This is a genomic window from Bradyrhizobium sp. CCH5-F6, assembly GCF_001556045.1.
Taxonomy (GTDB): domain Bacteria; phylum Pseudomonadota; class Alphaproteobacteria; order Rhizobiales; family Xanthobacteraceae; genus Bradyrhizobium.
In genome coordinates this window covers 15,676-30,585 of sequence record NZ_LSIC01000128.1, presented here as the reverse complement: position 1 = coordinate 30,585, position 14,910 = coordinate 15,676, and the positions used below count along the sequence as shown (strand labels likewise).

Genomic DNA, 14,910 nt, shown 5'->3' with positions numbered 1-14,910 from the left:
CGTGGATGCCCGGGCCTTCGCCGCGCCGAAGCGGCTTCGGCCGCGCAGGCGGGACAAGCCCGGGCATGACGGCTTTCGTGCCTCGCGTATTCCGCATCACTTGTGGATCAGTGTGCCCGTGCCCTGGTTGGTGAAGAGCTCGAGCAGCACCGCGTGCTGCATCTTGCCGTCGATGATGACGACGCCCTGCACGCCCTGCTCCAGTGCGTAGATGCAGGTCTCGACCTTCGGGATCATGCCGCCGGAAATGGTGCCGTCGGCGATCAGCTTTCGCGCGTCCTTGATCGAGAGCTCCGGAATGAGCTTCTTGGACTTGTCGAGCACGCCGGGCACGTCGGTCAGCAGCAGCAGGCGCTTGGCCTTCAGCGCGCCGGCCACTGCGCCGGCGAATGTGTCGGCGTTGACGTTCAGCGTCTGGCCGTCTTTCGAGGTCGCGAGCGGCGCCAGCACGGGGATCAGCTCGTAGCCGATCAGCTGGTTGAGCAGCGTGAGGTCGACCTTCTCGGGATCGCCGACGAAGCCGAGATCGATCGCCTTCTCGATGTTCGAGCCGGGATCGACGATGGTGCGCGTCGTCTTCGACGCCTTCACCATGTTGCCGTCCTTGCCCGACAAGCCAACGGCCTTGCCGCCGGCTTCGTTGATGTAGCCGACGATCTGCTTGTTGACGGAGCCGGCCAGCACCATCTCGACGATCTCGATGGTCGCGGCGTCGGTGATGCGCAGGCCGGCTGCGAACTCCGAGACGATGCCGAGGCGCTTGAGCATGGTCGCGATCTGCGGGCCGCCGCCATGCACCACCACCGGATTGATCGCGGTCTGCTCGAGCAGCACGATGTCGCGGGCAAAGTTCTTCGCGGTCTCCTCGTCGCCCATGGCATGGCCGCCATATTTGATGACGATGGTTTCCTCGTCATACTGCTGCATGTGCGGCAGCGCTTCGGACAGGATGCGGGCCTGGTCGAGCGGAGAAATGTCGGTCATGAGGATCTCGCTGGCGGGACTGTCGGTGCGGGTTCTATCCGATTGGCGAGGGCGGCGCAAAGTGTGCCTAGCGTGTAGCCCGGATGGAGCGAAGCGTAATCCGGGATTCTCGGCACGTGCACCCCGCCCCGGATTGCGCTTCGCTCCATCCGGGCTACGGTTTCAGCGCTTCGCCACCACCGCGGCCAGCGTCACCGCCAGCCAGCTCGCGATCATCGCCATTCCGCCCGTCGGCGCCGCGTAGGGAAACAGCGCGTGACCCGCATATTGCCGCAAGGCGAGGTCGCCCGCGAACAGCGCGGCGCCGATCGCGAAGCCGAACGCCGCAACGAGGCCAATTCCGCCGTGCAGAAGGCCGCGCGCCAAAAGGGCTGTGGTCGCAAGAATGGCCGTGGCGTGAAAGAGCAGCATGGCGCTTGCCGATGCCAGCCGGCTCGCATCGGCGCCATGGGCGGAGGCGGCGGCCAGCGCGACGCCGGCGGCTCCCATCAACCCGGCAAAGGCGATCAGCAGGCGGGCCATCACGCGCTTCGCTCTTCCAGGAGCTTTGCCATCGCGGCACGCAAGCTCTCCATGCCGGTGGAGCTGCGTGACGAGGTCGCGAGCACGGTCGGGAACGCGGCCGGATGCTTGGCGAGCGCGGCTTCGGTCTCGGCGATGCGCGCCTGCAGCTCGGCGGCCTTCACCTGGTCGGCCTTGGTCAGCACGATCTGGTAGCTGACGGCGGAGCGGTCGAGCGTCTTGAGGACTTCGAGATCGACGTCCTTGAGGCCGTGCCGCGCGTCGATCAGCACGTAGACGCGCGCCAGCGAGGCGCGTCCCAGCAGGAATTTGTGGATCAGCTCGGTCCAGGACGCGACCTGGCTCTTCGGCGCCTTGGCATAGCCATAGCCGGGCATGTCGACGAGTCGCAGGTCGTTCTTGCCGGGCACCTCGAAGAAGATCAGCTCCTGGGTGCGGCCCGGCGTATGCGAGGTGCGGGCCAGCGCGTTGCGTCCCGTCAGCGCGTTGATGAGGCTGGACTTGCCGACATTGGAGCGGCCGGCGAAGGCGACCTCCAGCCCCGCCATCGGCGGCAGCGTGGCGATCGAGGGCGAGGCCCAGATGAATTGCCAGTCGCGAGCGAACAGTTTTCGCCCGGCCTCGATCAGCTTCGCATCTTCGTCGTCGGTCATGCGAAGCCTCGCTGCTTCCCCCCGTCATTGCGAGCGAAGCGAAGCAATCCAGACTTTCTCAGCGAAAACAGTCTGGATTGCTTCGTTGCTTCGCTCCTCGCAATGACGATTACGTCGCTTTCCTCGCGAACGTCGCCTTGAGATTGTCGAACAGCTCCACCTTCACGCCGTTGCGGCGCATGATGTAGCTCTGCTGGACCACCGACAGCAAATTGTTCCAGGCCCAGTAGATCACGAGGCCCGCCGGGAAGCCCGCCAGCATGAAGGTGAAGATCAGCGGCATCCAGTTGAAGATCATCTGCTGGGTCGGATCCGGCGGCGTCGGGTTCAGCTTCATCTGGAACCACATCGTGATGCCCATGATGATCGGCCAGATACCCAGCGCGAGGTAATGGCCGAACACCGGGATCGTGGTCGGATCGAACGGGATCAGCCCGAACAGGTTGAACAGGTTGGTCGGATCCGGCGCCGAGAGGTCCTTGATCCAGCCGTAGAACGGGGCGTGCCGCATCTCGATGGTGACGAACAGCACCTTGTAGAGCGAGAAGAATACCGGGATCTGGATCAGCACGGGAAGACAGCCGGCGACCGGATTGATCTTCTCCTTGCGGTAGATCTCCATCATCTCCTGCTGCTGCTTCACCTTGTCGTCGGGATAGCGCTCCTTCAGCGCCAGAAGCTGCGGCTGGATCGACTTCATCTTCGCCATCGAGGCGTAGGATTTGTTCGCCAGCGGGAAGAACAACAGCTTCACGATCACGGTCACGAGCAGGATCGAGATGCCGAAATTGCCGAAGAAGCGGAAGAAGAAGTCGAGGCCGAGGAACATCGGCTTGGTGAGGAAGTAGAACCAGCCCCAGTCGATCAGCAGGTCGAATTGGTTGAGGCCGAGCGCCTTGTTGTAGCCGCCGAGGCCTGCGAGCGGGAAGTTGATGCCGACCACGCCGGCTTCCTTGGCGCCTGCAAACAGCCGCGCGTTCGCCGTCGCGGTGCCGCCGATCGGGACGGTCACGGGGTCGAGCAGATAGTCGGTCTGGTAGGTATGGACCTTGCCGACCGGATTCGACGAGAAACGCGCCTGCAGCTGGGCATTGGTGTCCGGCAGCAGCGCGGAGGCCCAGTATTTGTCGGTGATGCCGAGCCACCCATTGGTGGCCTTGAAGTTCACCTGCTTGGCTTCGTCGATCTTGCTGTAGGCATATTCCTGCAGCCTGTGTTCGCCGAGATAGCCGATCAGGCCTTCATGCAGGATGTAGTAGCCGGAGACGTGCGGCGCGCCGTGGCGCGAGATCAGCGCGAACGGATAGAGCGTGACGGGCGCATTGCCGACATTGCTCACCTCGTCCTTGATCGTGAAGAGATAGTGATCGTCGACCGCGATGGTGCGGCGGAAGGTGAGGCCCTCGCCATTGTCCCATTTCAGCGTGACCGGTGACGACGGGGTCAGGCTGCCGCTGCCGTCCTGCTGCCAGACGGTCTGGGCGTCGGGCATTTTCGACGTCACGCCCGTGGCCGCAACCCAGCCGAATTCGGCGTAATAGGGCTCCGCCGTGCCGGACGGCGAATACAGGATGATCGGCGGCGACTTCGGGTCGACCGTTTCGCGGTATTGCACCAGCGCGATGTCGTCGATGCGGCCACCCTTCAGCGAGATGCTGCCGGCAATCCGCGGCGTCTCGATCTTCACGCGCGGGCCGGACGCGATCGCGGCGTCGCGGGTGACGGCCGGCTGGGCCTGGTTCGCGGCCGGAGCCGACGGCTGAGTCGCGCTGCCTGGCTGCGGCGCGGCGCCCGGCGTGGCGGACGCGGTCGGCTGCGGCGTGGATTTCTGAAGCTCCGTCTGCGCCTGCTGGGCGCGCTGCTTCTCCATCTGCGGCACATTGTAGAAGTACTGCCAGGCGATCAGCACCAGGCCGGACAGAATGACGGCGAGGATGGTATTGCGATTGTCGGTCATCTCGAATGTCTCGTCATCAATCCGGTTTGCGGCGGGCAGCAGGAGCGGGGCCGGGCCTCTGGCCGCGCGCTTGGGCCGTATGCCGCGCGGGCTTCGTGAACGCTATGCGCAGATCGTCGAGCATGGTGGCGAAGTCGCGCGAGAGCGCGTCCCTTCGTCCGACCAGGACATAATCATGGTGGGGCTGCATCGACACCGGATCGAGCCGCTTCACCAGTTCGCGAAGCCGGCGCCGAATGCGATTGCGCTCGGGGGCGTTGCCGTTCTTTTTGGTGACGGTGAAGCCGATCCGGATCGGACCAAAGTCATCGCGGCGGCGGCTTTGCAGGACGAACGCGGGACTATTCACCCGCGCGCCATTGGCAACGGCGAGGAAATCCGCCCGCTGCCTCAGCCGATCCATGATGAAATCCCAAAAAGGGGGTCCCGGCTCAGGCGCTCAGACGCTTGCGGCCGCGGGCACGGCGGGCGGCGAGAACCTTGCGGCCGCCGGCAGTGGCGAGGCGGGCGCGGAAGCCGTGACGGCGCTTGCGCACCAGTTTGCTGGGTTGATAAGTCCGCTTCACGGGTTTTTCTCCGCTGACCGGGCAATTTGCCTGTAGAATTGATGGTAAAGTCCGGAAGATGCGGCCCAAAACGGGCCCTTTCCGGCCCTAAGAGAGCCGCTCCCGGTGTCGCACCGGGTCATCGCGGACAATTTGCGCGGCTTATAAGGGAGCGCCTTCTTTTCGTCAACGCCGCACAAGCGCGCGATTCCGGTGAATATCGCTGTTTGTGCGGGGTTTTTAACGCTTGAGGTGGCGACTGGCGATATCAGCGCTTACATCCCACCTTGGCAGATTAGCGATCCTTAATTTGACCGGACTCCGGACGGGTCGCATCCTCCATCAGCCAAGGTCAACAGGGGCGAATTTCGTGGCAGCCACAGATCGCCAGCCGATCCAGGATCTGGATCAGCCGGACCAGCCGGCGATGCCGCCACGCGGCACGCGCGGGCTCGGGCTGTCTGGCAAGCTGCTGCTGCTCACCATTCCCCTGGTCATGATTGCTGCCGTGCTGCTCTACGTGCCGGCCATCGCCAATTTCTGGGTCAACCGGCTGAACGACCGCGTGGCGGCAGCCAATACTGCGGCGCTGGTGCTGGATGCGGCGCCGCTCGGCATGGTGCCCGATTCGCTGTCGCGCCAAATTCTGAAGAGCATCAATGCCCGCGCCGTTGCCATCAAGATGGGCCAGCAGCGCCGGCTGCTCGCCAGCGACAACATTCCGGCCGCCATCGAGCATGACATCGACCTGCGTGACATGACGGCCTGGGAGGCGATCACCGGCTCGTTCCGGATGATGCTGGAGACCGGCAACCAGGCCATCCGCATCGTCGGACCCGGCGTGGGCAATGCCCAGTTCATCGAGATCGTCACCGACGAATTGCCGCTGCGGAAGCAGATGTACCGCTTCTCCCGCAACCTCGTGGTGGTCGCGCTGATCATCGCGGTGCTGACCGCGGGCCTCGTCTATCTCGCACTTCATTATCTGTTCGTGCGGCCGATGCGGCGGCTGACCGCGAGCCTGGTCGGCTTCCACGAGAATCCCGAGAGCTCGGCCGGGATCATCGTGCCGAGCCAGCGCAGCGATGAGATCGGGGTGGCCGAACGCGAATTGTCGGACATGCAGCGCGATCTGATGTCGATGCTGAATCAGAAGAGCCGGCTCGCCGCCCTCGGCCTCGCCGTCTCCAAGATCAATCACGATCTGCGCAATCTGCTCGCCTCGGCCCAGTTGCTGTCGGACCAGCTCGCCAGCGTGCCGGATCCGCGCGTGCAGCGTTTTGCGCCCAAGCTCGTGCGCTCGCTCGAGCGTGCCATCGCCTTCTGCCAGTCGACGCTGTCCTACGGCCGCGCCCAGGAGGCCGCGCCCGACCGCCGCATGGTCCTGATCGAGCCGGTCGTGCTGGAGGTGCGCGAGACCGCGGGCCTCGCCAACGAGGCCTCGATCGCCTGGGTCGCCGCGATCGAGCGCGGGCTCGCCGTCGACGCCGATCCCGACCAGCTGTTCCGTGTATTGCTCAACCTCGTCCGCAACGCCGCCCAGGCGCTCGAAAGCCATGCCTCGGGTGAGGGCGGCGTGCAGCAGATCCGGATCACCGGGAAGCGCGAAGGCGCCGTCGCCATCATCGAGGTCTCCGACACCGGCCCTGGCGTCCCCCAGAAGACGCGGGAGCACCTGTTCGAGGCCTTCCAGACCTCCGGCCGCCCCGGCGGCAGCGGCCTTGGCCTCGCCATCGCCGCCGAGCTGGTCCGCGCCCATGGTGGCGACATCCACCTGGTCGAAGGCACCATCGGCGCCACCTTCCGCATCGTCATCCCCGACCGCCCCGTGGAACTGCTCTCCATCCGCAACGAGCGGCAGAGGGCATAGGTCGGCCAGCGGCCTATGGTTTCTCGTCATTCCGGGGCTCGCGCAGCGAGAACCGGGAATCCCGAGGTTTGGCGCGAGATTCCCGGTTCGATGCTGCGCATCGCCCCGAATGACGCCGAAACCGTCATCCCCCCGCAAAATCTCCCCCACCCGGACCTTGCCAACCGGCACAAGAGCGGTTAGTCAAAGCGCTCTTTCGCACCCCTCCCGGCCCTCCGGGAGATGCGTCGTGGGTCATGCCCGCCATCGCTGTTTGCGAAAACGCGCCCGTAGCTCAGCTGGATAGAGCATCAGACTACGAATCTGAGGGTCGGACGTTCGAATCGTTCCGGGCGCGCCATTTGCGTACAAAACCACGAACATTTCCGTTCTCGGTCTGTTTGCCGGCAATGGCCGCCTGGAGGATATCCTTGCTGCCGATGATCCGGATGGCTTGGTCGTCGACCTCGACCGCATCGATGATGGAGTTGATGTAGCCTTTGCGGGTGTTGGTATCGCCCGCATCCAACTTCGCGTTCATCAACCGGGCGAATGCGTCGATCTTCTGCGCATTGACGGCGGCTGCCATGCCGCATTGGGTGCGGGCATGATCGAGGGCCGCCTTGGCCCGGTCCCGTTGCGCTTTCAGAGCGGCGGTGCGCTGTCGCAGGATATCGTCCAGCTCGACGATGCCGTCTTCAATCGAGCGATAAAGCCGCTTCATGCGATCTTCGCAGTCGGTCAATTCCTTCTGTAGAGCCAGCAGCCGATCGTCGGCGGACTCGCTCTTTGCCGCCTGGCGCTCGATCAGCGATTTTAGGAGGTCCGCGATGCGGTCGGGCGCCAGCACGCGCCGCTTGAGGTTGGTCAAGACGATTTCATCCAGGGTCGCGGCCGGGATGTGGCGGCCCTTGCAGACCGACTTGCCCTTCTGCTGGCCACCCGCACACGAGTAATACGAGTACGATCGCCCCTGTCGATTGGTCGTGCCGGTCCGGGTCATTCCGGATCCGCAGGATGCGCAAACAGCGATACCCGTCAGGAGGGAGGGGCCATTGACCACCCGGGGTGGGGTGGTCTTGGGGTTGCTGCGGGCGAGCTTCGCCTGCACCCGATCAAAATGGGCCTGCTCGACCAGGACAGGAACGGGAATGTGGATCACCGTCGACGGGTCGTATTTCCTGCCGTCCCGCGAGCTGCGCACGCCGTACGGCCACTGACCGCTGGCATAGCAGGCGTTGGTCAGTATTTTATGGACCGGTCCAACGCCGAACGTCGCGCCGCGGCGGGTGCGGTAGCCATGGCGGTTCAGCCATTTCGTCGTCTCCTTGACGCCGAGCGGGCCGGTGTTGCCGTCGCCCTCAAGATAAAGCTTGAACATCAGCCGAACCGTTTCGGCCTCGACTGCGTCAATGTCGAGCTTCTTCTTGATCTTCTGTCCGCGCCGCTCAGCCTCAACAATGCGATAGCCGAGGGGCGGCGTCGCACCGTTCCAGAAACCCTGTTTGGCCGACTCGCGCATGGCGCGCGTCGTGTTTTTGGAGATTTCTCGTGAGGTGTGCTCGTCAAAAGCTCCGATGATTTGACGAACGAGGATCTGGCTGGGATCGTCCCCCGTCGGCTGCGTGACCGACACTACCTCGACGCCATGCTTGCGCAACTTGCGGATGGTCAGCTCCATCTCGGCGACGTTGCGAAAAAAGCGATTGAAAGCATAGAAGAGGATCGCGTCGTACGGGTGATCGGGCGCACAGGCGCGCTCGATCATGTCCTGCAACACGGGCCGACGATCATCGGTCGCGGTCTTTGCTTCCACAAATTCTTCGACGATGACGTAGCCGTTCTGATCGGCGAAGCTCGCGGTAATTTTCCGCTGGCTCGGAATTGACGCTTCGTTGGCATACTGGCGTCCGGTGCTGACCCTGTAGTAGGTCGCAACGCGCTTGGCTGCGTCAGTTTGTCTGGAAATCGAATTGCGAAACACGTGCTTGTTCATGTGAGAACTCTACTTAAAATCTAAGCTGACGGCGTTCCCGAGCTCGATTGGTGAATCTCACTCGAGACCTTGTCAACGGCTATTTTTCTGAGGAATCGGTACCATCACTAGCCAGCAATTCCTGCAGCTCGCGGCCAAGCAAGACCTCAATCGCGCGCAACTCGCGGTCCAGGATCGGCGGGGAGGGCGGGAGATCAAGTGCCACCTGAAAGTCCTCAGCATGTGGCTGCCGTCGTCTTCTCACCTTCGCCATACTACGACGATTAATCGCCGGAGCATGGCGGTATGCGCCGGCTTCTGTCGTCCGCAGTTTGATGCGCGACGGCGGCGCTATCGGCTTAGAGCTCATAGCTGAACTCCCGCCGATGGTGCCGATCCCTCTCCAGTTGCCGCTGGAGCGGTCGCGAACTCTCAATGACGTCGAGCGTGGAAATCTTGGGCGAGGCGCGCGAGAGCCGTTCGGCCAACCAGCTTTGGCGCTGGCTCGCGGAAAAGACCAGCCCATCGCGCTGCTGATCGAAGGGCAGTTCGGAGGCGAGGCGCCGATCAATGCTCTTGGCGTCCACCACGAGCGTCGTCCGTTCCCGGGCACGGCTTGTCGCCACGTAGACGTCATGACGGTTGTAGCTGTGATCCAGATACACGACCGCATGATCGACCGTGAGGCCCTGGCTGCCGTAGACGGTCGCGGCATAGGCCCAGCCGAGGCGTGGCCGTCCCTGCGTGTCGGCAAGCCGCATCGGATCGAAGGCAATCCGCTGACCCCCGATCTCGGCTTCGACGATGATGCGATTTGTTTCTACGAGAGGCGCGACTACTTCACTGACCTTGATGACGGTCGCAGTAGACCCATTGACCACGCCGAGTTTGTCATCGCGGACGAGGAACCTGATCCTGTCCCCGGCCGCCAACGCAATCTGTGTTGAGCGGCCGGACGGCGTGGCCGCGGTGAAGCTAACCTCGGGGCCCCTGATGATGCCGCTGGTCTTGAGGCGCTCGCGGGCCGCCTGCGAGATGGCGGCCACTGCGGCGTTGGTCTTGGCGAGGATCAGGGCCGAGGCACCGGGATCGCGCGCCTGGATCTGCTCCGCCGAATCCAGCACCTCGGCGACGGCCGCCTTGGCGCCATTCGCCTCGATCACGAGCCCCCGGGTAGCGAACGCCTCAAGCGCGGGCGCGGCCCGTCCCATGCCGAAGGCGCTGATGGCCTCGCGCGCCCACGGCTCGCGCTGGCGAACGATATTGTTGACCCGGGCCGCGTCAACCGCGCGCGCCACGAGATCGAGGCCAGGACCGCCGATCGGCTGCAATTGGCGCCGGTCACCGACGAGAATCATCTTGGCGCCAGCCTTGGACACGGCGCTCAGCAGCGCGTGCATGTCCCGCGAAGAGAGCAAGCCGGCCTCGTCGGCGATCATAACAGTCCGATGGTCGAGAACCTTCTCGCCGGCCTTGAGCCGCGCGATCCAGGAGGCCGTCGCCCGCGCCTCGATCCCGAGATCGTCGCCAAGTAGGTTGGCGATCCGCCAGGCAGATGCGGTGGCGATCACGCGGCAACCGACCTTGGCGTATCCCTCCACGACCGGCGCCAACAAAGTGGACTTACCGACGCCGGGGGCGCCTTCGACGATGGCCACCGCCGAGCTGGTGGTTGCTGCAAGCGCCGCGTCAGTCTGTTCGGGCGTGAGCCCGGAGGCTCGGCAACGGTCCGTCAGCATCTCCGCATTGACGGAGAGCCAGGGTCGCTCGATGAGACGCTGCGCCTGTTCGACAACCTCCCGCTCAATCGTGAGCATTTCTGGGGTCGAGTAGCATGGCAGGCCAAGCGTATCGCGGCCGATTTCCACGAACGCGCCGCGGCTCAGCAGACGGTTGAATTCGATCTCCGCGCGCTCGGCCGGCAGGCCTGTGCCGACCAAGGCGGCGGTGACTGAGCGCAGAAGCTCGCGCCGTTCGATGACGCTCTCATGTTCCGTGAGGCTCGCCGGCAGCGCCGCTAACCGTTCGGAGAGCAGCCGCTCGCCCTCGTGCTGGTCAAGCGCCTTCGAGAGGTCCCTCACGCTCGCGGCGAATGATTTCGTGTCCAGACCCAGCGATCGCGCGGCATCACGCCAGACGTCCTCCCGCTGGACGCTTTCGCTCTCACGCTTGCTGCTTCGCGTCGCCTTGGCGATGGCGGCCGCCAGTGCCGCTGCCTCGCCGCTGGTGAGGCCATGTTCGGCGAGTTCGTCTTCGATCTTCTGGCGCCGTGCGCTGAAATACTTGATCGAGGCATCATCGACGCCGGCGATTTCGAACGTGCCGTTCTTGCCGACGCGATCAATGCCAAAGCCGAGCTGCTCGAGTTCATGCGCCAATGCTGCGTGATACGTCGCGCCCGCTGCCATCTTGAAGTCGCGGATGAGCTTCGAATGCAGTCCGCCGACCGTGTGGTCGCTCTGACGTGTCGCGATGTTCAGGCACACGCAGTGCGTGTGCAAATTCGGATCGGCGAATACGCGCCCGTCGCTGTGCTGGGCTTTTCGGCTCTCCCCGTGCCGGAACGTCGCCGCCGACAGCGCCACCTTCTCTACGAACGTCCCGTTGAACCCGCGGCGCGCCCAGCTCGCCTCGCGTTCCAGCATGGCGAGCGTGGCCCGAACGGCCTTCTGCTGGGCTGCTTCGATCAGGCTTTTTGTATCGCACGATCCAAGGCCCCAAACGAGGCTAACCGAACGCGGCGCGCTCAGCGTGACGTCGAAGGCGGGCGTACGCTCTTTGTGGCGGCGAATCTGTTCGAGCAGTGACGCGCCATTTACATCGAGCGCATGATACAGGCGATCGAACGTGGCGCGGTCGACGGCGGAGCCGTCGACGAGACCAAGATCCCCGGCAGGCGCGTACCAGATGCCGGACGGCTCGTTACTGCCTGCGTAATACTCGGTCTCACGCTGACGCGTGTAGTACGAACTCGCCGCCGCCGGATTCCAGGTCGCAACCACGAAAGAAAGGCCCCCCTTTGGAGGCCTTCCAATTACACCCGATGCGGCCTGCAAATTTCGGGAACGAAGATTGAGGCCGGACTCGTCCGCTCTTCTATCGACGGCGACGCCAGACGGTCACGGGCCAGGTCAGGAGCGCGGGATCGCCGATACCGACGGCGATGGCCTTGACCGTGTTGCCGAAGACGCCGAGCTCGTAGGCCAGGCGCTCCGCGCGAACGATCGGCACTTCTTTCTTGGCGCTCGCCTTCGTCTGCGAGGTTGTCCTGCCCTGCGGCCCTCTCGCTGTGGTCGTGGTGATCTCCTCCACTTCGACGGTCCGCTTGCCGATCATGTGCTCGGAGAACTGCACCGTGCCGCCATCGAGATTCTGCTGGCAAACGATCTTGGTGCGGAAACGGCGCAGGATGCTGGTTGCGACTTTGTCGCCATAGCGCTCCTGCAATTGCTCGACCTCGTGCAGTGCAGCCGCCAGGACTCCCACACCTTTGTTACGCCCGAGATCGACGAGGTCCGGGAAGCGCCGCAAGCGGCCCAGAGAGGCCAGTTCATCGAGACAGAGGAAGACACGGCGGGTTTGCGAGTTCGGGAACGACTCGTCGTTCACGTGAGCGGCGACGGTGTCGACGATGGCGCCGATCCAGGCGGCGGAGAGCTCGGGATAGCGGCCAGAGCGCTGCACCACGACGGTCCGCGGCTGAGCCGGGTTCGAGCCGTCGAGCCATTCGCGGAACGAGAACTGCCGGTTTGCAGGAAGATCGCGCCAGTTGTCCGCGAGCGGTCGCAGGAACCGCAACACTGCGGCGCGGAGCGACAGGAAAAAGCTGACGGTGGTCCGAGACAACCCGCCGGTCTCCGGGTCGACCTCGATCAGCTCGGCAGCGGGCGGGTAGACGGCCTGCAACTGCGTCTTGAGTTCAACAGGATCCAAAAGCGTCGCATCATAGAACTCAGGCATGCCCCACAGGATCCCGTGGCGGCTCTGGCACAGGACGGCGCAGCCGGCGAGCAGAGTGCCGCTGCCGGATTCCCAAACGCTTTCGTCCGTGTGGGGCGCGAGCAGCGCACCGAAAGCTTCGGCGTCGCTCTTGGTCAGCACGTCACGCCCGACCGCCCAGGCGTAGCCGCCCGGCCGGTGCCCGTGCAGCGCCGCGAAGGCGGCGTCAGGTAGCGGCAGGCCGCTCAGAATCTCGCCGGTGGTGTCGTGGATCAGGATGCGCACGTTGCGGTTTGGCCAGCGGTACATCGCGGCAAAGATCTCCTGCAACAGATGCAAGATGATCCGTGTTTTCGCCGATCCGGGTGCCCCGAGGAGGAGCACGCCGCGAATCTCCCGCAAGCGCGACAGAATCACGCCGGGGGCAAGCGCGATCCCAAGCCCTTTCTCCCGATCCTCTTGGGCCATAGACGCCGAAGCGCTTCGCCTCGCATCTCTGCCGTGCTGAAGTTCCTGGCCTTCATAGTGCTTACGGGTATCGATGATCGCGGCCTCGCGCATCATGATGCGCGAGGCGCTGGACCAGGCTGCGAACCAGGCCAGCAGGCAGCCGGCGACACGGATGTAGAACTCGAAGACCATGCCGGTCGCGAGCGGGATGCGCCAAGCAGACGTGAAAGCCGCGAGTACATGGGTGTAGGCCGGAATTACCGTGGGCCATTCGGCGAGCACGCCGAGGTACGATCCACTCATCGCCTCCCACAGCAGCGGACCGGATCCGGTCCACGGCGCATCAGCATACCAGCCGACGGGCGGGGCGACCCAAAACGCCACCCAGATCGCCATCACCAGCATGGCCATGCCGACCGGGAAGCGCACGCGCTTCGTCGCCGTCAGATCGCGCTTTTCGTAAGTTGCGAGCTTCATGTCAGTCTCCCTAGTAGAGCTGGCCGCGATGCCGCCAGACAACGAGGGTCGTCTGGGCGGGGATGTAGGCCGCGTTGATGTGTTGGTTGGCTTGCCGCAGCTCTGCCTCACTCATCTCGAGCAGGTCAGCTGCACGCTCCCACGCGATGTCCCGCACGGGCACATAGGTGCAGCCATCCACCCAGCCGCTTAGCCGCGGGCAGCCCGGCCAAGTCGAGGCTTGCGCGCTGCGCACCGGCGGCTTGCGGTAGTGCCACCAATCGATGGTGGGGCCGACCGCAAGGCTCGCGAGGAGGACGGCGAGCCCCGTCAACCCGCCGAGCAGCGCCGCTCGTGCGGCCGTCGGGATCGCGATCGAGCGGAGTCGAGCCCAGGACTCACCCGACCCCACCGGCACCTCCTGAGGCTCCGGCAGCCGATGCTCCGGCGCGACGTGGCGAACGATCTCGGCATACTGCCGGTCCGTGAGCTGCTGCAGCTCCTCGCGCGGGAGGCGGACGAGCTGTTCGGGCGTCATCGCCCTCAGCCGGTCCAAGCGCGCCGACTGCTCGGCACCCTGCTGCGCGCGCAGGGTGCGCACATCCAGCAGGAACGTCTTGAGCCGCTCAGCCATGACCGCCTCCGAGAAACGGCAGGATGCGCACCAGCTCGCTGTGGATCTTTCCGCTCCAGTCGGCGACGTCGTTCACGAAACGCTTCGCGTACGACAGCGGCAGCCTCGTCCGCATCATGGCTTCCCGGAAGTGGTCGTGACGCCAGGACATGATCACCGGCGGCGACTCACCCAGCATCTCCAACAGGCGACGCGACTGCGGCCTCAGGCGCGGCAGGCGGATATGGGTATAAGTGTCGAGAAGGCGGTCAACACCTTTGGCCAATTCCTCCGGCATGTCGCGCGAGGCCTTCTGCGGGCAGCCGTCGCGCTCGTTGAGGACGATCACGATTTGCGCCGAGGGAAGGATGCGCTCGAGCCTCGCTGCTTGCCCGAGAACCTGACGAACCGATTCTGCAGTGGCGACCATGACCAGGAAGACCACCACGTTGAGACCGAGCGCCGAAATGTCGTCGTCGACGTCGACCTCCGCGATGAAGGCATTTGCGAGCTCCGTCAACGCGCCGCCGACCTCGAGCAGCACGGAGGCCTGGGTCTGCGGCATGCCCGTCAGGGCTTCATGGAAGGGGGAGAACACCGGCAGGAGATCGCGCTCGCCATCGGCATCGGCGTCGAGCCTGGCGGCATGCAGGCTCTGGACCTCGGGGCCCAGGAACCTCTGGAGCTTGCCCTGCTCGTCGAGCTCGAACACCTTGAGGGTGGCATCGATCAGCGAGAATGCCATCGCGATCAAAATCGCGAGCAGCGACTTGCCGACCCCGCCGACGTCGCCGTCGACGATGCAGGTCACGGGCGGGGTGACCGCCTTGACGGGGTGGATTGGAGATTTGGTCTTGGCCATGTGGCTCCCTCTTCATGGACGGAGCCGAAACGCGAAGGGCCCCGCCGGTTGCGGAGCCCTTCTATTAAAGCCAGTTCGGTCTCAGAATTTCGGGAACGAAGATTA

At 64.5% G+C, this 14,910-nt stretch carries 13 protein-coding genes, 1 tRNA gene and 1 pseudogene; 3 read left to right on the top strand and 12 right to left on the bottom strand.

Annotated elements, in window-relative coordinates:
* Positions 1–96: 96 nt before the first annotated feature.
* The 6 genes from argB to rpmH all read right to left on the bottom strand — a co-directional run bounded on the left by argB (position 97) and on the right by rpmH (position 4,682).
* Complete coding sequence (argB, locus tag AX729_RS24040; protein ID WP_061026769.1) at positions 97–984, bottom strand: acetylglutamate kinase; 888 nt, start codon at positions 982–984, stop codon at positions 97–99.
* A 162-nt stretch (positions 985–1,146) separates the two neighbouring features.
* Positions 1,147–1,506, bottom strand: coding sequence for a DUF423 domain-containing protein (locus AX729_RS24035; protein ID WP_061026768.1), 360 nt, complete (start codon positions 1,504–1,506; stop codon positions 1,147–1,149).
* The gene (yihA, locus tag AX729_RS24030) at positions 1,506–2,159 is read right to left on the bottom strand and encodes a ribosome biogenesis GTP-binding protein YihA/YsxC (RefSeq protein WP_061026767.1); all 654 of its coding nucleotides are present in this window, start codon (positions 2,157–2,159) and stop codon (positions 1,506–1,508) included. Before yihA ends, AX729_RS24035 begins: the two co-directional genes overlap by 1 nt.
* A 109-nt stretch (positions 2,160–2,268) precedes the next feature.
* On the bottom strand, positions 2,269–4,116 hold the full coding sequence (gene yidC / locus AX729_RS24025) for a membrane protein insertase YidC (protein ID WP_061026766.1): 1,848 nt from the start codon (positions 4,114–4,116) through the stop codon (positions 2,269–2,271).
* A gap of 16 nt (positions 4,117–4,132) precedes the next feature.
* Positions 4,133–4,519, bottom strand: coding sequence for a ribonuclease P protein component (gene rnpA, locus AX729_RS24020; protein WP_061026765.1), 387 nt, complete (start codon positions 4,517–4,519; stop codon positions 4,133–4,135).
* 28 nt (positions 4,520–4,547) lie between these two features.
* On the bottom strand, positions 4,548–4,682 hold the full coding sequence (gene rpmH / locus AX729_RS24015; protein WP_008542748.1) for a 50S ribosomal protein L34: 135 nt from the start codon (positions 4,680–4,682) through the stop codon (positions 4,548–4,550).
* A 349-nt stretch (positions 4,683–5,031) separates the two neighbouring features.
* Here rpmH and AX729_RS24010 point away from each other — a divergent pair, with 349 nt between their 5' ends.
* The 3 genes from AX729_RS24010 (at position 5,032) to AX729_RS41245 (ending at position 7,267) form a co-directional block, all read left to right on the top strand.
* Positions 5,032–6,531 carry a sensor histidine kinase gene (locus tag AX729_RS24010; RefSeq protein ID WP_156457180.1) on the top strand — a complete coding sequence of 500 codons (1,500 nt, stop codon included), beginning with the start codon at positions 5,032–5,034 and terminating at the stop codon, positions 6,529–6,531.
* A gap of 263 nt (positions 6,532–6,794) precedes the next feature.
* A tRNA-Arg gene (locus tag AX729_RS24005) sits at positions 6,795–6,871 on the top strand.
* A gap of 93 nt (positions 6,872–6,964) precedes the next feature.
* Positions 6,965–7,267, top strand: a complete 303-nt coding sequence (locus tag AX729_RS41245; protein WP_061026764.1) for a hypothetical protein — start codon at positions 6,965–6,967, stop codon at positions 7,265–7,267.
* Between the two features lie 114 nt (positions 7,268–7,381).
* Here AX729_RS41245 and AX729_RS41240 read toward each other — a convergent pair.
* From AX729_RS41240 to AX729_RS23970, 6 genes and pseudogenes are all read right to left on the bottom strand, one after another.
* Positions 7,382–8,506: pseudogene (locus AX729_RS41240) on the bottom strand (recombinase family protein); the annotation flags it as partial.
* 79 nt (positions 8,507–8,585) lie between these two features.
* A complete protein-coding gene (locus tag AX729_RS39925) occupies positions 8,586–8,855 on the bottom strand; it encodes a hypothetical protein (RefSeq protein ID WP_156457179.1) in 270 nt (89 codons plus the stop codon).
* Positions 8,845–11,487, bottom strand: a complete 2,643-nt coding sequence (mobF, locus tag AX729_RS23985; protein ID WP_061026761.1) for a MobF family relaxase — start codon at positions 11,485–11,487, stop codon at positions 8,845–8,847. Before mobF ends, AX729_RS39925 begins: the two co-directional genes overlap by 11 nt.
* A 94-nt stretch (positions 11,488–11,581) precedes the next feature.
* A complete protein-coding gene (locus AX729_RS23980) occupies positions 11,582–13,393 on the bottom strand; it encodes a type IV secretion system DNA-binding domain-containing protein (protein ID WP_156457178.1) in 1,812 nt (603 codons plus the stop codon).
* Positions 13,362–13,964: a hypothetical protein gene (locus AX729_RS23975; RefSeq protein WP_061026759.1), complete on the bottom strand. Its 603-nt coding sequence runs from the start codon at positions 13,962–13,964 to the stop codon at positions 13,362–13,364. Before AX729_RS23975 ends, AX729_RS23980 begins: the two co-directional genes overlap by 32 nt.
* On the bottom strand, positions 13,957–14,805 hold the full coding sequence (locus AX729_RS23970; RefSeq protein WP_061026758.1) for a P-loop NTPase family protein: 849 nt from the start codon (positions 14,803–14,805) through the stop codon (positions 13,957–13,959). Before AX729_RS23970 ends, AX729_RS23975 begins: the two co-directional genes overlap by 8 nt.
* Positions 14,806–14,910: the final 105 nt, after the last annotated feature.